This is a genomic window from Variovorax sp. 350MFTsu5.1 (assembly GCF_048302515.1).
GTDB lineage: Bacteria > Pseudomonadota > Gammaproteobacteria > Burkholderiales > Burkholderiaceae_C > Variovorax > Variovorax guangxiensis.
On record NZ_CP157620.1, the window covers coordinates 6,627,677 to 6,644,647 of the forward strand.

General features: G+C 68.2%; 15 protein-coding genes. 9 read left to right on the forward strand and 6 right to left on the reverse strand.

Annotation, left to right across the window (positions count from 1 at the left end):
* Window position 1: 1 nt before the first annotated feature.
* Window positions 2–3,613 (reverse strand): indolepyruvate ferredoxin oxidoreductase family protein, encoded by a 3,612-nt coding sequence (locus tag ABL843_RS30285; RefSeq protein WP_418118435.1) that lies wholly within the window; start codon window positions 3,611–3,613, stop codon window positions 2–4.
* A 175-nt stretch (window positions 3,614–3,788) separates the two neighbouring features.
* Between ABL843_RS30285 and ABL843_RS30290 the strand changes: the two genes are divergently transcribed.
* Window positions 3,789–4,289: an Lrp/AsnC family transcriptional regulator gene (locus ABL843_RS30290; protein WP_184639432.1), complete on the forward strand. Its 501-nt coding sequence runs from the start codon at window positions 3,789–3,791 to the stop codon at window positions 4,287–4,289.
* Between the two features lie 6 nt (window positions 4,290–4,295).
* Here the strand turns inward: ABL843_RS30290 and ABL843_RS30295 are convergent, their stop codons facing one another.
* The 5 genes from ABL843_RS30295 to ABL843_RS30315 all read right to left on the reverse strand — a co-directional run bounded on the left by ABL843_RS30295 (window position 4,296) and on the right by ABL843_RS30315 (window position 8,230).
* Window positions 4,296–5,987: a M28 family metallopeptidase gene (locus tag ABL843_RS30295; protein WP_418118436.1), complete on the reverse strand. Its 1,692-nt coding sequence runs from the start codon at window positions 5,985–5,987 to the stop codon at window positions 4,296–4,298.
* Window positions 5,988–6,177: 190 nt separating this feature from the next.
* A complete protein-coding gene (locus ABL843_RS30300; RefSeq protein WP_184639429.1) occupies window positions 6,178–6,537 on the reverse strand; it encodes a hypothetical protein in 360 nt (119 codons plus the stop codon).
* Between the two features lie 106 nt (window positions 6,538–6,643).
* On the reverse strand, window positions 6,644–7,027 hold the full coding sequence (locus ABL843_RS30305; protein WP_126021100.1) for a roadblock/LC7 domain-containing protein: 384 nt from the start codon (window positions 7,025–7,027) through the stop codon (window positions 6,644–6,646).
* Entirely contained in the window at window positions 7,024–7,566 is a 543-nt protein-coding gene (locus ABL843_RS30310) for a GTP-binding protein (protein ID WP_418118437.1), read from the reverse strand. Before ABL843_RS30310 ends, ABL843_RS30305 begins: the two co-directional genes overlap by 4 nt.
* A gap of 13 nt (window positions 7,567–7,579) precedes the next feature.
* Window positions 7,580–8,230, reverse strand: coding sequence for a hypothetical protein (locus tag ABL843_RS30315; RefSeq protein WP_418118438.1), 651 nt, complete (start codon window positions 8,228–8,230; stop codon window positions 7,580–7,582).
* 270 nt (window positions 8,231–8,500) lie between these two features.
* Here ABL843_RS30315 and ABL843_RS30320 point away from each other — a divergent pair, with 270 nt between their 5' ends.
* From ABL843_RS30320 to ABL843_RS30355, 8 genes are all read left to right on the forward strand, one after another.
* Window positions 8,501–9,265: a basic amino acid ABC transporter substrate-binding protein gene (locus ABL843_RS30320; RefSeq protein ID WP_418118439.1), complete on the forward strand. Its 765-nt coding sequence runs from the start codon at window positions 8,501–8,503 to the stop codon at window positions 9,263–9,265.
* Window positions 9,266–9,384: 119 nt separating this feature from the next.
* A complete protein-coding gene (locus ABL843_RS30325) occupies window positions 9,385–10,155 on the forward strand; it encodes an amino acid ABC transporter permease (protein WP_126021096.1) in 771 nt (256 codons plus the stop codon).
* Window positions 10,156–10,184: 29 nt separating this feature from the next.
* Window positions 10,185–11,810 carry an MFS transporter gene (locus tag ABL843_RS30330; RefSeq protein WP_418118440.1) on the forward strand — a complete coding sequence of 542 codons (1,626 nt, stop codon included), beginning with the start codon at window positions 10,185–10,187 and terminating at the stop codon, window positions 11,808–11,810.
* A 178-nt stretch (window positions 11,811–11,988) separates the two neighbouring features.
* The gene (locus ABL843_RS30335) at window positions 11,989–12,810 is read left to right on the forward strand and encodes a creatininase family protein (protein ID WP_418118441.1); all 822 of its coding nucleotides are present in this window, start codon (window positions 11,989–11,991) and stop codon (window positions 12,808–12,810) included.
* Complete coding sequence (locus tag ABL843_RS30340; protein ID WP_184606114.1) at window positions 12,807–13,625, forward strand: ABC transporter ATP-binding protein; 819 nt, start codon at window positions 12,807–12,809, stop codon at window positions 13,623–13,625. The genes ABL843_RS30335 and ABL843_RS30340 overlap by 4 nt, the downstream gene beginning before the upstream one ends.
* Complete coding sequence (locus ABL843_RS30345; RefSeq protein WP_020723021.1) at window positions 13,603–14,493, forward strand: ABC transporter permease; 891 nt, start codon at window positions 13,603–13,605, stop codon at window positions 14,491–14,493. The genes ABL843_RS30340 and ABL843_RS30345 overlap by 23 nt, the downstream gene beginning before the upstream one ends.
* Window positions 14,483–15,868 (forward strand): FAD-binding oxidoreductase, encoded by a 1,386-nt coding sequence (locus tag ABL843_RS30350; RefSeq protein ID WP_418118442.1) that lies wholly within the window; start codon window positions 14,483–14,485, stop codon window positions 15,866–15,868. Before ABL843_RS30345 ends, ABL843_RS30350 begins: the two co-directional genes overlap by 11 nt.
* Window positions 15,869–15,927: 59 nt before the next feature.
* Complete coding sequence (locus ABL843_RS30355) at window positions 15,928–16,956, forward strand: ABC transporter substrate-binding protein (protein ID WP_019653881.1); 1,029 nt, start codon at window positions 15,928–15,930, stop codon at window positions 16,954–16,956.
* The last annotated feature ends 15 nt before the right edge of the window (window positions 16,957–16,971 follow it).

The following is a 16,971-nucleotide window of genomic DNA, read 5'->3' on the forward strand; positions in this document are numbered from 1 at the left end:
CTCAGGCCGCCGCGCGCTGCCCCCGCGGGTTGCGCCACTTGGCCATCAGCTCGCTCCAGCGGGTGCGGGCGGCCGCGAGGTTGCGGTCCTTCACGTGGCCGTATCCGCGGATCTGCTCCGGCAGGCTCGCGATCTCCAGCGCCAGCGCGTGGTTGTCGGCACGCAGGGCGCCGATGACTTCCTCGATGGCGGCGCGGTATTCGCCGATCAGTGCGCGCTCGGTCTTGCGCTCTTCCGTGCGGCCGAAGATGTCGAGCCCCGTGCCGCGCAGGCCCTTGAGCTTGGCCAGCAGCCTGAAGCCAGTCAGCATCCAGGGGCCGAACTTCTGCTTCTGCAGCTGCCCCTTGGAGTTCTTCTTCGCGATGATCGGCGGCGCCAGGTGGTAGTTGAGCTTGTAGTCACCTTCGAACATGCCCTCGATGCGATCGAGGAAAGTGCGGTCGGTATGCAGGCGGGCGACTTCGTACTCGTCCTTGTACGCCATCAGCTTGAACAGATAGCGCGCGACCGCCTCGGTCAGCGCGGTGCTCTTGCCCACGGCCGACTCGGCCTGGCGCACCTTGCCCACGAAGCGCTTGTATTCGTCGGCATAGGCGGCGTTCTGGTAGCCGGTGAGGAACTCCGCGCGGCGCTCGACGATGCTCTCCACCGACTCGCGCTTCTTGAACTCGATGACCTGCCCCGGGCGCACGCGCTTGACCAGCTCTTCCGGCCGCACGGCTGCCTGGCGGCCCCATTCGAAAGCCGCCTTGTTGTTCTCGACGGCCACGGCGTTCAGCTCGATGGCGCGCATCAGCGACTCGTGCGCCAGCGGGATCCAGCCCTTCTGCCAGGCGTAGCCCAGGATCATCGGGTTGACGTAGATGGTGTCGCCCATCAGCGCGGTCGCGGTGGCATCGGCGTCGAAGCTGCCTACGCCGTCCACGCCCACGGCACGCGCGATCTCGGCGGCGCAGGCTTCCTCGGGGTTCTTCCAGTTGGCATTGCGCACGAAGGCGGCCGTCGGAGAACTGTGGCTGTTGAGCGCGACGTGCGTGCGCCCTTCGCGCATGCGCGCCATGGTCTCGGCGTTCACCGTGACCAGCGGGTCGCAGGCCAGGATCAGGTCGGCCGCCGCCGTACCCACGCGGGTGGTGCGGATGTCGTCCTGCGTGTCGCCGATGAGCACGTGGCTCCAGGTGGCGCCGCCCTTCTGCGCGAGGCCGGCCGCGTCCTGCGTGACGATGCCCTTGGCCTCGATGTGCGCCGCCATGCCCAGCAGCTGGCCGATGGTGATGACGCCGGTGCCGCCGACGCCCGCCACCACTACGCCCCAGACCCTGCCGCCGGCCAGCGACGGAATCGAGGGTTCGGGCAGCAGGCCGAACTCGGCCGGCGTGGCCGCCTTGTTCTTGCCCTTCTTCTTCAGCTGGCCGCCCTCGACGGTCACGAAGCTCGGGCAGAAGCCCTTGAGACAGCTCATGTCCTTGTTGCAGCTGCTCTGGTTGATGGTGCGCTTGCGGCCGAACTCGGTCTCCAGCGGCTCCACGCTCAGGCAGTTGCTCTGCACGCTGCAGTCGCCGCAGCCTTCGCAGACCAGTTCGTTGATGACCACGCGCTTGGCCGGATCGACCGCCGTGCCGCGCTTGCGGCGGCGGCGCTTCTCGGTGGCGCAGGTCTGGTCGTAGATGATGGCCGTGGTGCCGGGGATGGCGCGGAACTCGCGCTGCACGTCGTCGAGCAGGTCGCGGTGCTTCACCTGCACGTGGTCGCCGGGGATGCTCACGCCCTCGTACTTCTCGGGCTCGTCGGTGACGATCACCACCTTCTTCGCGCCCTCGGCATGCAGGCTCTCGGCGATCTGCAGCACCGAGTGCCCTTCGGGCCGCTCGCCGACCTGCTGGCCGCCGGTCATGGCGACCGCGTCGTTGTAGAGGATCTTGTAGGTGATGTTCACGCCCGCCGCGATGCTCTGGCGGATGGCCAGCAGGCCGCTGTGGAAGTAGGTGCCGTCGCCCAGGTTCGCGAAGATGTGCTGGTCGGTGGTGAAGGGCTGCTGGCCCACCCACGGCACGCCCTCGCCGCCCATCTGCGTGAAGCCGATGGTGGAGCGGTCCATCCAGGTCGCCATGAAGTGGCAGCCGATGCCGCCCATCGCACGCGAGCCCTCGGGCACCACGGTGCTGGTGTTGTGCGGGCAGCCCGAGCAGAACCACGGCTGGCGCGTGGCGTCGGCCACGCCGGTGGAGGCCTGCTGCAGCGCCATCGAGCGCTCCTTGGCTTCCAGGATGGCGAGCTGCGCGTCGATGCGCGCGGCCATGTCGGCGCCGGCCGCGGCCAGGAGGCCGGTCTTCTTCAGGCGCGAGGCGATGGCCTTGGCGATGAGCGCCGGGTTCAGGTCGGCGTTGGCGCGCAGCAGCGTGTGCGAGGTCGGGTTGGGCATCGACCATTCGCCGCCCGAGTAGCCCTCGGCCGCATGCACCTCGCCCTCGTCGAACTTGCCGACCACGTTGGGCCGCACGTCGGGGCGCCAGTTGTAGAGCTCTTCCTTGAGCTGGTATTCGATGACCTGGCGCTTCTCTTCCACCACCAGGATCTCCTGCAGGCCGGTGGCGAACTGGCGCGTGAGCTGCGCCTCCAGCGGCCACACCACGCCCACCTTGTGCAGGCGGATGCCGAGCTGGCGACAGGCCGCGTCGTCCAGGCCCAGGTCGATGAGCGCCTGGCGGGTGTCGTTGTAGGCCTTGCCGCTGGCCATGATGCCGAAGCGGTCGTTGGGGCCCTCGATCACGTTGTGGTTGAGCCGGTTGGCGCGGATGTAGGCCAGCGCGGCGTACCACTTGTAGTGCATGAGCCGGGCTTCCTGCTCCAGCGCGTGGTCGGGCCAGCGGATGTGCAGGCCGCCGGGCGGCATCTCGAAGTCGGTGGGAATGACGATCTCGACGCGGTCGGGGTCGATCATCGCCGTGGCGCTCGACTCGACGATCTCCTGGATCGTCTTCATGCCCGACCACACGCCCGCGAAGCGGCTCATGGCGAAGGCGTGGATGCCCAGGTCCAGGATTTCCTGCACGTTCGCCGGGAAGAACACCGGCGTGCCGCAGGCCTTGAAGATGTGGTCGCTCTGGTGCGCGGCGGTGGAGCTCTTGGAGATGTGGTCGTCGCCCGCCACCGCGATCACGCCGCCGTACTCGGTGGTGCCGGCCATGTTGGCGTGCTTGAAGACGTCGGAGCAGCGGTCCACGCCCGGGCCCTTGCCGTACCAGATGCCGAAGACGCCGTCGAACTTGTTGGTGCCCTGCGGGGAGAAGCCCAGCTGCTGGGTGCCCCAGAGCGCGGTGGCCGCGAGCTCTTCATTGACGCCGGGCTGGAAGACAATGTTCTGCTCTTTGAGGAACTTGCTGGCTTTCCACAGCGCCTGGTCGTAGCCGCCGAGCGGGGAGCCGCGGTAGCCGCTGATGAAGCCGGCGGTGTTCTTGCCGGCCTGCTGGTCGCGCAGCCGCTGCAGCATGGGCAGCTTCACCAGGGCCTGCACGCCGCTCATGAATGCGCGGCCGTAGTCGAGGGAGTACTTGTCGTCGAGCGTGACGGTTTCTAGGGCCTTGCGAATGTGCGCGGGTAGCGGTGCATTCATGTCGTCTGTCTCCGTTTGGCAGGGCCTCGTGGGCCTGGCTGTTTCTGGGTCTGTGCCCGGGTAGGGCACGAGCCCATGATCACGCAAAGTGTATGCCGGGGTCCGCGACAGGTGTTTGCGTTCTTTGCCTGAAAAAACGAGCTTCCAGAAAGAACCTTGCTTAACATCGGCATCCATGGAAAGCATCGACAAGTTCGACCTTGCAATCCTGCAAGAACTGCAGGCCGACGGACGCCTTACCAACGCCGAGCTTGCGCAGCGCGTGGGCCTGTCGGCCGCGCCCTGCTGGCGCCGGGTGCGCGCGCTGGAGGAAGCGGGCTTCATCAAGGGCTACCACGCCGAGATCGACCGCCACAAGATCGGCCTGGGGGTGCTCGCCTTCGTGCGGGTCGACACGGAGCGCGTCACCCACGAGGCCACGCGCCGCCTGGAGGACGCGATCCGCAAGCTGCCCGACGTGATCGCCTGCCACTACATCAGCGGCACCGGCACCTTCGAGCTGCAGGTGGTGGCGCAGGACCTCGACAGCTTCTCGGCCTTCGCGCGCCAGCACCTGATGAACCTGCCGAACGTGAAGGACCTGCACACCAGCTTCTCGCTGGGCGAGGTGAAGGCCAGCAGCGCGCTGCCGCTGGCGCACCTGGGCGGCGGCGCCGGCCGGCCGCGCGCGGCCTAGGACGGATCAGCGCCGCTCGGCCCTGCTCGCCTCGCGCACCGCGCGGAATTCCGAAGACTGCCCCCACTCCGGCCAGCGCCGGCTGTTCGCCAGCGTCTCGCCCACACGGTAGAGCAGCGGCAGGTCGTGCGCCATGCCGGTGAAGGACCAGTCCGCGCGCCATTCGTCGGCCGGCTGGTGGTAGCGCTCGGCGTTGTAGGCCTTGCTCGCCGCCTCGCCGGCAGCGAGGCCGCCGTCCACCAGGTCGTTGCCCGAGGCGAACGAAAGTGCCGGCACGCCGCGCTTGGCAAAGGAGAAGTGGTCGGAGCGGAAGAAGTAGCCGGCCTCTGGATGCGGATCGGGTGCGTAAGCCAGGCCGAAGCCGCGCGCCTGCTCGACCAGCAGATCCTGCAGCTGCGAGACCGCGCTGCCCGAGGTGCTGAAGTTGCGCGCCGGGCCTTCTGGGCTGAGCGCGTCCATGTTGATGACGGCCACCGTCTTCGCCAGCGGGTACAGCGGCTTCGCGCCATAGAACTCCGAGCCGAGCAGGCCGCGCTCCTCCGCCGTCACCGCGAGGAACACGACCGAACGCTCGGGCCTGTGGCGCGCGCTCGCGAAGGCGCGGCCCATCTCGATGAGCGCGGCCAGGCCGGTGCCGTTGTCGACGGCGCCGTTGTAGATGCGGTCGCCCTTCGCATCGGGCGCGCCCACGCCGAGGTGGTCCCAGTGGGCGCTGTAGATCACCGTCTCGTCCGGTCGCTTGCGGCCTTCGATGCGGCCGACCACGTTCTTCGAGACGATCACCTGCCGGTCGATCGCGTACTCCGCCGACAGGCTCGCGCCCTTCAGCAGCTGCGGCTGGAACTCGCGCGTCTGCGCGAGCTTCTTCTGCGCCTCGAAGTCCAGGCCCGCGCGGCGCAGCAGCTCGACCGCCACGTCGCGCTGTATCCAGCCCTCCAGCTTCGGATGCACCGACGCGGGCTGTTCGCGCTCGATGTCGAGCATGGTCGCGGCGTTGGAGTTCCTGACCGTGGCCCAGCCGTACGAGGCCGGCGCGGTCTCGTGGACGATCAGCACACCCAGCGCGCCGCGGCGCGCGGCCTCCTCGAACTTGTAGGTCCAGCGGCCGTAGTAGGTCATGGCCTTGCCGCCGAAGTCGCCGCTGCCGCTTCCACTCGCTTCGAAGTCGGGGTCGTTCACCAGCACCACCGCGATCTTGCCCTTCAGGTCGACGCCCTTGTAGTCGTCCCAGCGCCGCTCGGGCGCGCTCACGCCGTAGCCCACGAAGACCAGCGGCGCCTGCTGGATCGACACCGCGGTCGAGCCGTCGAGCGCCGCGCGCACCGCGATCTGCTCGCCCTGCGCCAGCGCATCGCGCTGCGCGCCCACCTGCAGCGTGATCTGCGGCGTGCCGCGGAACTCGGTCTTCACCAGCGGCACCGACTGCGTCCAGCCGCGCCGGCCGCCTTCGAGATCGCCGCCGGGCGCGAGGCCGGCGGCCTTGAACTGCGCGACAAGGTAGTCGAGCGTCTTCGCTTCCGCCGGCGTGGCGGGCGCGCGGCCCTCGAAATCGTCGCCCGAGACCGTCTTCACGATCTGCGAGAGTCGCTGCGGATCGAAGGGCGGCGTTGCGGGATCGGCCGCCAGCGCGACCGCGGCGCCCGACGCAAGGCCGATGCCGCAGAGAAGATGGGAAGCAAGCCGCTGGATCGTCGTCATGCAAGGCTCCTGAACCGCAAAGCCCCGGATGCTAGCCAGCGGGCCGCGCCCCTTCGCCGATGTCCTTCGTCCTGCGCCGAGAACCTTGGTTGTCCCGTCGCCGCGCGACAAGCCGGGTGGAATGAAAAAGGCCGGCTCCGTGAGGAAGCCGGCCTGGCGCTGCGCCCGCGGTTGGGCGAACAGTGCCTGCTCAGAAGCTCATTTCCTTCTCGACGTCCTGCAGCTTGCGGCGGGCCAGCGCGAGGTTCGACTTGGCCTTGTCCAGCACGAAGTAGATGAACACGCCTTCCTTCTGCGCCATCGGGCGCAGCAGGTGGTACTGCTTGCCGAGGGTGATCAGGATGTCCTCGATGCTGTCGTTCAGGCCGAGCGCGCGCATCGTCTTGAGCTTGGCGCGCACCACCTCGGTGTTGCCGGCGGCCGCCACTTCGAGGTCGACGCCGGTGCCGATGGCGCCCAGCATCATGCCGCTGCCGGAGTCGACCACGGCTGCGCACAGGGCGCCGTCGGCGGTCAGGAGGTTTTCGAGGCTGTTCTGGATCGAGGCCATTTCAATGATTTCCTGTGGTTCGGTTCGATTCATGCGACTGAGGGATGAAGCGGGGGCGTCGCATGCAACCCGTCCCCGCCCGATGTTTTTTCTTTCTGCAGGCTGCTCAGGGCGCCTCGAGCAGCCGCACGCAGGCGGCGCTCCGGTACATCACCTGCGCCAGCACCGCATTGGCGTCGGCGATGACGTTCACCACCAGTTCGGTCTCGCCGTTGCGCACCGGGCTGACGAGCGCGAAGCCCTTGTCGGTGGCCACCGTGATGCAGGTGCAGCGGCCCAGCCGCGCCTCCTGCGACACGACGGCGCCGATGGCGGAGATGGAGCTGGCCATCGCGGCGATGCGCGCGGGCTCGAAGTGGCGCTGGCTGGCGCTGGCGATCTCGAAGCCGTCGGGCGTGGCGATCACCACGGAGGCGATGCCGTTCACGTCTTCCAGCACGCGCAGCACCTCGGCCGCGGCGCGCAGCTTGATCTCGTGGGGAATCCTCATGGCGCGATCTCTTCGTCGAGCGCCTCGATCTGCATCAGCAGCGTCTCGATCAGCGCGACCACGTCGTCCCTGTTGCGCGGATCGGTCGCCATCACCGGCAGCACCAGGCCACGCCCCGCCAGGGCGCGCGCGTAGTCGTCGAGCGTGGGAAAGGGATGGCTGGGCAGCCGGCTCACGCCGATCGCGCAGGGCATCTGCAGGAGCGCGCCCGCGAAGCCGTCGAGGTAGGCAGCGAGGTCGGCGAGCGGGTCGGGCCGGCTGTTGTCGATGAGGATGGCGAAGCCCAGCGCGTCGCGCACCAGGATCTTCCACATGAAGTCGAAACGGGCCTGCCCCGGCGTGCCGTACAGGCGCAGGCGGTCGCCGTTGTCCAGCGTGACTTGGCCGAAGTCGAGCCCGACGGTGGTGGTGGCCTTGGCGATCGAGGCGTCGGCATTGGCGACCTCGGTGCTGACCGGCGGTGTTTCGCTGATGGCGGCGATGGCCGTGGTCTTGCCCACGCCCATCGGGCCCGTGAAGACGAGCTTGTAGTCCCTCATGGCCGCGCTCCGCTCAGGCCAGCCCGAGGCGCTGCCGGATGCGCGAAAGCAGGCCCTTCTTGCGCCGCGCGGCCTCGCCGCCGGCGTGCGCACGGGACGCGGAAGATGCGGAAGGCGCTGGCGCCTGCTCGGCCCAGGCCAGTGCGCCTTCGCCGTCGAGCAGGCCGAGAAATGTGCTGCACACCTCGACGTCGACGCGGCCGAGCACGCTGAGGCTCTCCGCCGATTGCATGCTCCTGGCAAGCGCGGCCGCCAGCCGCACGAAGGCCGGATGGCGCCGCAGCGTCGCCTGCGAGGGCCAGCGCAACAGCGAGGCACGCATGCCGGGCGTGCGCACCGCGGCACGCGCGGCTTCGGCGGGCGCGTTGCCCGGAGCGACTTCGTTGAGCAGCTCCACCAGTTCCTCGGCGTAGATGGGCCGTGCGAGCGCGCGGCTCGCGCTCCTGGCGGTGGTATCGCCGCGGGTCACCATGGGCACGACGAAGCGCGCCCTGAGCGCCTGCCATTCGGAAGCGGGGAAATCGCCGTCCATCAGCAGCAGGTCGCACGAGCGCGATTCGCTGACTGTCCAGCGCGAGCGGAGATTGGAGCTGAGGCGCACGATGATTCTCAGGAGCTCGACCTCAACCTGAGGGAGCCCCATGACGCCCAGTACGAGAGACATACCTTCTTCTTCCCTGATTACTTGTTTTCAAAGCTTCGCCATTGTTGGTGTTGTTAACTATTGGCGTATTCAAAAACGGGCCGTTGCCCGAAATTGGGGCATGCATCGAGAAGAAATCCACAGCATTTGTTACCAGCGAAGGCTTCGGCGCCACACCCATGCAGGGCGGAACGCGGCGGGGGGCCCCGCGGCCGGGGGCCTAAAATCCCGCACCTTTGCCCTTTTGGACGGCCATGGCCGCCCAAAGCCTCATTTCCCCGGAGATACCCCATGAACCGCATCCGGCGCGCCCTGTCGCTCGTTCTTCTTTCCGCCAGCGCGGCCTTCTCGCTGGGCGCCCAGGCCCAGAACCGCGAGCTGATCGTGGCCTCCAGCGCCACCTACGCGCCCTTCGCCTTCGAGAACAAGGACAAGCAGATCGTCGGCTTCGACATCGACATCATCAACGCCATCGCCAAGCAGCAGGGCCTGAAGATCAAGATCGTCAACACGCCCTTCACCGGCATCTTCGGCGCGCTGAACAACGGCGACGTCGACCTCGTGATCTCCGGCGTCACCATCAACGAGAAGCGCAAGCAGAGCTACGACTTCACGCCGCCGTACTTCGCGGCCCGCCAGCTGATCGCGCTGCCGAAGAACAGCAAGGTCGCCTCGCTGAAGGACCTGGCCGGCAAGAAGATCGCCGTGGTCAGCGCCTCCACGGCCGACGACATCGCCTCGCGCGAGTTCGGCAAGACCAGCCCCGACATCCGCCGCTTCGAGAGCACGCCGCTCATCATTTCCGAGCTGGCCGGCGGCGGCGTCGATGCCGCCATGGGCGACAACGGCGTGATCGCCTACCGCGTGGCGCAGAACCCCGAGCTGAAGACGCTGGACGACAAGTCCTTTCCCGAAGAGGGCTTCGGCATCGTCGTGAAGAAGGGCGACAAGGCCCTGCTGGACAAGCTCACGGCCGGCCTCGCCGCCATCCGCGCCGACGGCAGCTACGTGACGATCTACAAGAAGTGGTTCAACAAGGACCCGAACGTCCGATGAACCCCCACGGCATAGGCCAGGAATACCGCGGAACCGGCTCCGCCGGGCCGCTGGTATTGCCCCCGGTAGGGGGTGGGAGAAGCGACACGAAGTGCGCGCAGCCTGGGGGGGAGCAATAGATGGAACAACCAGTGCTGCTTTTTGGATGGTTCCGATGGGACATCCTCGTGGAATACAAGGACCTGTTCTGGCAGGGCGCATGGATGACGCTGCGCATGACGGTGGTCTGCGTGCTGCTGGGCGCGAGCTGGGGGCTGTGCCTCGCGCTCGCGCGGCTGGCGCACCCGCGCCACGCGCCGTGGACCTGGGTGGCGCGCTTCTTCCTGCGCTGGCCGGCCACGGTGTACGTGAGCTTCTTCCGGGGCACGCCGCTGTTCGTGCAGATCCTCCTGATCCACTTCGCGGTGATGCCGGTGTTCATCCACCCGACCTCGGGCATCCTGATCGACGGCGAGCTCGCGCGCACGCTCAAGCAGGAGCACGGCGCGCTCATCTCGGGCGTGGTGGCGCTCACGCTCAACTCGGCCGCCTACATCTCCGAAGTGTTCCGCGCGGGCATCCAGTCGATCTCGCGCGGCCAGTTCGACGCGGGCCGTTCGCTGGGCTTCTCGCCCGCGCAGGTGATGCGCTACGTGGTGCTGCCGCAGGCCTTCCGCCGCATGCTGCCGCCGCTGGGCAACAACGCGATCGCGCTGCTGAAAGATACGTCGCTGGTCTCCGCCATCGGCCTGGCCGAACTGGCGTATGCCGCGCGCACCGTGGCCGGTGCGTATGCGCGCTACTGGGAGCCTTACCTCGCGATCTCGGTCATCTACTGGGTGATGACGCTGATCCTCACCACCCTGCTGCGCCGCCTCGAGCACCGCCTGGCCCGAAGCGACAGGGGCTGACGACGGCGGCCGCGCCAAAATAGCGCCACATGCCGCCCATATCCCCCGAAGAGACGCCCATCCCGCCCGCGAGGCCGCAGCCGACGAAGTTCGCGGCCCTCGTGCCCCTCCAGCTCCCCGTGTTCCGCATGCTGTGGAGCACCTGGCTCGTCGCGAACATCTGCATGTGGATGAACGACGTGGCGGCAGCGTGGATGATGACCACGCTCACTTCCTCGCCCATCTGGGTGGCGCTGGTGCAGTCGGCCTCCACGCTGCCGGTGTTCCTGCTGGGCCTGCCCAGCGGCGCGCTGGCAGACATCCTCGACCGCAGGCGCTGGCTGGTCGCCACGCAGTTCTGGCTGGCCGGCACCGCCATCGTGCTGTGCGCCGCGCTGGCGCTCGACCTGATGACCGCGCCGCTGCTGCTGGCGCTGACTTTCGCCAACGGCATCGGGCTGGCGCTGCGCTGGCCGGTGTTCGCGGCCATCGTGCCCGAGCTGGTGCCGCGCACGCAGCTGCCGGCCGCGCTGGGGCTGAACGGCATCGCGATGAACGCTTCGCGCATCGTGGGCCCGCTCACCGCCGGCATGCTGATCGCGAGCGCGGGCAGCATCTGGGTGTTCGCGCTGAACGCGGTGCTGTCGGTGGCCTCTGGCTTCGTGGTGCTGCGCTGGCGGCGCGAGCACACGCCCAACCCGCTGGGCCGCGAAAAGCTGGTGAGCGCGATGCGCGTGGGCGTGCAGTTCGTGCGGCAGTCGCAGCGCATGCGCGCGGTGCTCACGCGCATCTCGATCTTTTTCTTCCACTCGACCGCGCTGCTGGCGCTGCTGCCGCTGCTGGCGCGAAACCTCCAGGGCGGCGGCGCGGGCACCTTCACGCTGCTGCTGGCGGCCATGGGGGCGGGCGCGATCGTCGCGGTGCTGTTCCTGCCCCGGCTGCGCCAGGCGATGGGACGCGACCAGCTGGTGCTGCGCGGCACGCTGCTGCAGTCGGGCGCCACCGCGGTGATGGCCTTCGCGCCCAACGCATGGGTCGCGGTGCCGGCGATGTTCTTCGGCGGCATGGCGTGGATCACGGTGGCCAACTCGCTGTCGGTATCGGCCCAGCTCGCGCTGCCCGACTGGGTGCGCGCGCGCGGCATGTCGATGTACCAGATGGCGATCATGGGCGCGAGCGCGATCGGCGCGGCCATCTGGGGGCAGGTGGCCACCGTCAGCTCGCTGGTCGCGAGCCTGTGCGTGGCGGCCGCGAGCGGCACGCTGCTGATGCTCGCGGCGCTGCGATGGGTGACCGACCTGAGCGGCGAGGACGACACCAGCCCCGCGCAGGCCGGCTGGGCCGTCGGTCCGCCCGCGGAAGCGCCCGAGGAAAGCGGCCGCGTGGTGATCACCGTCGAGTACCTGATCGATCCGACGCGCGCCGCCGCCTTCCACCTCGTGATGCAGCAGACGCGCCGCGCGCGCCTGAGCCAGGGCGCCATCGGCTGGGAGCTGCTGCACGACATCGCGCAGCCCGAGCGCTACGTAGAGCAGATCGTCGACGAATCGTGGACCGACCACCTGCGCCGCTTCAACCGTGCGACGGCCAGCGACATGGCGCTGCGCGAACGCAGGCTCGCCTTCCACATCGGCGAGTCGGGGCCGGTCGTCACGCGCTACATCGTGCGGCGCTGAGCCGGCGCCGCGGCGTGGGCGGGGCCGTGCGGACGGCTATTTCATACCATATGGGCAAATTTGATGGCACGACGCTTGCATGGCGAAATTTGCCGGGTATCCACCGATAGCCCTCTTTTTTTGACCGCATGGATAATTTAAGCCACCGCCACACCAGGCGCCACGAGGTACACCCGCGATGAATCCGCCTCCCCTGCGCAGCCGCTTCTGGTCCGACCTGACCAGCGAAGAGTTCTCCCGCCTCGACCGCGAACGGCTCATCGCCGTGCTGCCGGTGGGCGCCACCGAGCAGCACGGTCCGCATCTGCCGATGTCGACCGACACCGCCACCATCGACGGCATGGTGCGCGCCACGCTGCCGCACCTGCCCGCCGACCTGCCGGTGCTGTTCCTGCCCACCGTGCCCTACGGCAAGAGCAACGAGCACTCGCGCTACCCCGGCACGCTCACCGTGTCGGCGAACACGCTGATCTCGATGTGGAAGGACATCGGCGCCTGTGTCGCGAAGGCCGGCGTGCGCAAGCTGGTGCTCTACAACAGCCACGGCGGCCAGATGAGCGTGATGGACATCGTCGCGCGCGACCTGCGCGAAGAGCACGACATGATGGTCGTGGCCGCCAACTGGTACACGCTGGGCCTGCCCGAGGGCCTGTTCACGGCGCATGAAGGCAGGCACGGCATCCATGCCGGCGACCTCGAAAGCTCGGTGATGCTGCACCTCACGCCCGACTACGTGCGCCGCGACCAGTTCCGGAACTTCAGCTCGATGACCGAGCAGCTGGCCGCGGAGAACAGGTTCCTCTCGATCACGCCCAGCGGCAAGCTCGGCTGGCAGATGCACGACATCAACCCCGCAGGCGCCGCCGGCGACGCCACGCGCGCCACCGCCGAGAAGGGCGCGGCCGTGCTCGACCACGTGGGCCGCCGCTTCGTCGAGCTGCTGCAGGAGGTAGACCGCTTCCCGCTCTCGCGCCTCGCCAACGAGCCGGCCTGGAAATGAGCACGGAAGCCACCACCGCCGCCGCCGGCGCGCCGCTGGTCAGCCTGCGCAACGTCAGCAAGCGCTTCGCCAACGGCACGCTCGCGCTGCAGGGCATGTCGCTCGACATCGGCGAGCACGACTTCATCAGCTTCCTCGGCCCTTCGGGCTGCGGCAAGAGCACGGCGCTGCGCCTCATCGCGGGGCTCACGCGCATCAGTTCGGGCGACATGCACTGGGGCGGTGCCGCCGCCGGCAACAGCAAGAACGGCAAGACCGACCGCGACCTGGGCTTCGTGTTCCAGGAGCCCACGCTCATGCCCTGGGCCAAGGTGTTCGACAACGTCTGGCTGCCGCTGAAGCTGGCCGGCACCAGCCGCGACGCGGCGGCGCCGGTGGTGAAGCAGGCGCTGGAGATGGTCGGCCTCTCGCGCTTCGCCGACGTGTACCCGCGCGAGCTCTCCGGCGGCATGAAGATGCGCGTGTCGATCGCCCGCGCGCTGGTCACCCACCCGCGCCTGCTGCTGATGGACGAGCCCTTCGCCGCGCTCGACGAGATGACGCGCATCAAGCTCAACAACGACCTGCTGGCCATCTGGCGCGAGCACCGCTTCTCGGTGGTGTTCGTCACGCACAGCGTGTACGAGTCGGTGTATCTGTCGAACCGCATCGTGGTGATGGCAGCGAGGCCCGGCCGCGTGATCGACGAGATCCGCATCGACGAGCCGTATCCGCGCGGCGAAGACTTCCGCACCTCGACCCGCTACAACGCGCACTGCACCGCGGTGTCGCAATCGCTGCATGGAGCCCTGCATGGCCTCGACATCGATCACTGAGACCCACGCGGCCGCCCCTCTCGCGGAAGCCGACGCCGCGCCTTCCGAGGCCTCGCTGCGCGCGCACGAGGACCGGCTGCGCCGGCGCGAGTCGATGCTGCGCATCGCGGTGCCCGCGGCCATCGTCGCGCTGCTGCTGCTGGCGTGGGAATGGACCGTGCGCGCCAACAACATCCCGCACTACATCCTGCCCGCGCCCTCGCTCATCATCCGCACGTTGTTCGACAACTGGGAATCGCTGTCCAGCGCGCTGTGGTTCACGGTGAAGCTCACGCTGCTGGCGCTGGTCGCTGCCATCGTGGGCGGCGTGCTGCTGGCGATCGCCTTCGCGCTCTTCAAGTGGGTGGAGATCGGCCTGTTCCCCATCGCGGTGATCCTGCAGGTCACGCCGATCATCGCGATCGCGCCGCTGATCCTGATCTACGTGTCGAGCACCACGGCGGCGCTCCTGCTGTGCGCGTGGATCGTGGCCTTCTTCCCGATCCTTTCGAACACCGTCATCGGGCTGAAGAGCGCCGACAGCAACCTGCGCGACCTGTTCCAGCTCTACAAGGCCTCGCCCTGGCAGACCTTCCGCTACCTGCTGGCGCCGAGCGCGCTGCCCTACTTCATGGCGGGCCTGAAGATCGCGGGCGGCCTGAGCCTGATCGGCGCGGTGGTGGCCGAATTCACGGCCGGCACGGCGGGCAAGGAGACGGGGCTGGCCTCGCGCATCCTCGAATCGAGCTTCCGCACCGAGATCCCGATGATGTTCGCGGCGCTGCTGCTGGTTTCGTTGCTGGGCATCGTGATCTTCATCGTGTTCGCGGCACTGTCGCGCCTGGTTCTTGGCCACTGGCACGAAAGCGAGATGCGCCGTGAACGCTAGGACTCCAACACCTGCGCCGGCCGTCGACTGGGACGCCGTGCGCGAGGACCTGCGCGGCCTCAACGTGATCACCGCGCCCGGCCAGCGCAAGCAGCTGTCGAAGGACTTCTACTGGTACAGCCCCATCCTCACCGAGCAGCTCGCGGGCTGCGTGGCCGACCTGGTGGTGAAGGTCGGCACCGAGGACGACGTGCGCCAGGCCGCGGCCGTGGCCGCGAAGTGGAAGCTGCCGCTCACGGTGCGCGCGGGCGGCACCGGCAACTACGGCCAGTGCGTGCCGCTGGAAGGCGGCATCGTGCTGGACGTGACGCAGATGTGCCGCGTGCTCGACATCCGCGAAGGCAGCATCCGCGTGGAGGCCGGCGCGCGCATGCACGACATCGACCTCGCCGCGCGCGAGACCGGGCAGGCGCTGCGCATGTGGCCCTCGACCTGGCACGTGGCCTCCATCGGCGGCTTCATCGCGGGCGGCTTCGGTGGCATCGGCTCGTTCCGCCACGGCATCCTGCGCGACCCCGGCAACCTGCTGCGCGCGCGCGTGATGACGGTGGAGCGCGAGCCGCGCGTCATCGAGCTGCACGGCGACGAGATCCAGCAGGTGCACCACGCCTACGGCACCAACGGCGTGATCCTCGACGTGGAAGTGGCGCTGAGCCCTGCCGTCGACTGGGTGCACTGCACGGTGCTCTTCGGCACCTACCGCGGCGCGCTCGACTTCGGCATCGCCGCGCAGGCGCCTTCGCTCGACATCTTCCTGCTGTCGACGGTGGAGGCGCGCTTCTCGCCCTACTACACGGCCATGCGCGACCGCTTCCCGGCCGACCGGCACGCGGTGTTCGCGATGGTCTCGCCCGAATCGATGGCCGAGTTCCGCGCGCTCGCCGATGCGCAGGGCGGCACCATCTCGGTGGCGGGCACCGAGGCCGAGCTGCTCGCCGACGGGCTGCCTCCCGCCTACGAGTGCGCCTTCAACCACACGACGCTGCAGGCGCTGAAGGCCGACCGCGGCTGGACCTACCTGCAGGTGGCCTACGCGCAACCCTTCGACCCGCCCGTGGTCGAGCGGCACCTTGAGATCTTCGGCGACGACGTGCTGCAGCACCAGGACTTCGCGCGCGCCAACGGCGAATGCGGCACCTTCGGCATCCTGCTGGTGCGCTGGAAGGGAAAGGCCCACCAGTACGAGGTGATTCGAGAGATCGAGTCGCAGGGCGGCTGCGTGATCTTCAACCCGCACGTCGTCACCATCGAGGACGGCGGCATGAAGACCATCGACACGCAGCAGATCGAGTTCAAGAAGCGCAGCGACCCGATGGGCCTGATGAACCCCGGAAAAACACGCGGGTGGCGCGCCGACATGGCCATCGAACGCTGAAAAGCCTTAGTCTGCGCATCCCTTTCTTTTCAACGAAACCTCCACAGGAGCACGTTCCCATGCGCATCCCCGCATTCACCCTCCGCCCGCTCGTTCTGGGTCTGGCCCTCGCGGGCGCCGCCTTCGCCGTGCAGGCGCAGGAAAAAGTGGTGTTCGCCACCAACTGGAAGGCGCAGGCCGGCCACGGCGGCTTCTACCAGGCGCTGGTGGACGGCACCTACAAGAAGTACGGCCTCGACGTCGACATCCAGCAGGGCGGCCCGATGGTCAACAACCGGCCGATGCTGCCGGCCGGCAAGGTCGACTTCCTGATGACCGGCAACCTGCTGCAGTCCTTCGACAACGTGAAGAACGGCGTGCCCACCGTGGTGGTGGCGGCCTTCTTCCAGAAGGACCCGCAGGCCATGTTCGCCCACCCGGGCCAGGGCTTCGACACCTTCAAGGACATGACCAAGGCGCCGGTGGCCTTCATCGGCAAGGACGGCCAGTTCAGCTTCTGGCAGTGGATGAAGTCGGAGCACGGCTTCAAGGACTCTCAGCTCAAGCCCTACACCTTCAACGTCGGCCCCTTCCTGGCCGACAAGAAGTCCATCCAGCAGGGCTACGCCATCTCGGAGCCGCTGTCGATCAAGGCGCAGGCCGGCTTCGACCCGGTGGTGCAGCTGCTGGCCGACAACGGCTTCTCGACCTACTCGACCACCATCGAGACGCGCGCCGACATGGTCAAGACCAAGCCCGAGACGGTGCGCAAGTTCATCGAGGCCTCGATCATCGGCTGGAACAACTACCTCTACGGCGACAACAAGGCCGCCAACGAGATGATCGCCAAGATCAACCCCGACTCGCCCGTGGCGTCCTCGCAGGGCTCCATCGAGCTGATGAAGAAGATGGGCATCGTCGACAGCGGCGAATCGCTCACCAAGGGCATCGGCGCGATGGACGAGGCCCGCGTGAAGGACTTCTACGACAAGATGGTCAAGGCCGGCCTGTACAAGCCCGGCGAGGTCGACCTGTCGAAGGTGGTCACCACGCAGTTCGTGAACAAGGGCGTCGGCATCGACGTTCGCAAGAAGCTCACGGGCAAGTAAGGCCCCTGCGAAGAA

Bases quoted from the DNA above. Each gene is read 5' to 3' on its own strand.
- ABL843_RS30285 (WP_418118435.1), bottom strand. From the start codon at position 3,613: ATGAATGCACCGCTACCCGCGCACATTCGCAAGGCCCTAGAAACCGTC.
- ABL843_RS30290 (WP_184639432.1), top strand. From the start codon at position 3,789: ATGGAAAGCATCGACAAGTTCGACCTTGCAATCCTGCAAGAACTGCAG.
- ABL843_RS30295 (WP_418118436.1), bottom strand. From the start codon at position 5,987: ATGACGACGATCCAGCGGCTTGCTTCCCATCTTCTCTGCGGCATCGGC.
- ABL843_RS30300 (WP_184639429.1), bottom strand. From the start codon at position 6,537: ATGGCCTCGATCCAGAACAGCCTCGAAAACCTCCTGACCGCCGACGGC.
- ABL843_RS30305 (WP_126021100.1), bottom strand. From the start codon at position 7,027: ATGAGGATTCCCCACGAGATCAAGCTGCGCGCCGCGGCCGAGGTGCTG.
- ABL843_RS30310 (WP_418118437.1), bottom strand. From the start codon at position 7,566: ATGAGGGACTACAAGCTCGTCTTCACGGGCCCGATGGGCGTGGGCAAG.
- ABL843_RS30315 (WP_418118438.1), bottom strand. From the start codon at position 8,230: ATGTCTCTCGTACTGGGCGTCATGGGGCTCCCTCAGGTTGAGGTCGAG.
- ABL843_RS30320 (WP_418118439.1), top strand. From the start codon at position 8,501: ATGAACCGCATCCGGCGCGCCCTGTCGCTCGTTCTTCTTTCCGCCAGC.
- ABL843_RS30325 (WP_126021096.1), top strand. From the start codon at position 9,385: ATGGAACAACCAGTGCTGCTTTTTGGATGGTTCCGATGGGACATCCTC.
- ABL843_RS30330 (WP_418118440.1), top strand. From the start codon at position 10,185: ATGCCGCCCATATCCCCCGAAGAGACGCCCATCCCGCCCGCGAGGCCG.
- ABL843_RS30335 (WP_418118441.1), top strand. From the start codon at position 11,989: ATGAATCCGCCTCCCCTGCGCAGCCGCTTCTGGTCCGACCTGACCAGC.
- ABL843_RS30340 (WP_184606114.1), top strand. From the start codon at position 12,807: ATGAGCACGGAAGCCACCACCGCCGCCGCCGGCGCGCCGCTGGTCAGC.
- ABL843_RS30345 (WP_020723021.1), top strand. From the start codon at position 13,603: ATGGCCTCGACATCGATCACTGAGACCCACGCGGCCGCCCCTCTCGCG.
- ABL843_RS30355 (WP_019653881.1), top strand. From the start codon at position 15,928: ATGCGCATCCCCGCATTCACCCTCCGCCCGCTCGTTCTGGGTCTGGCC.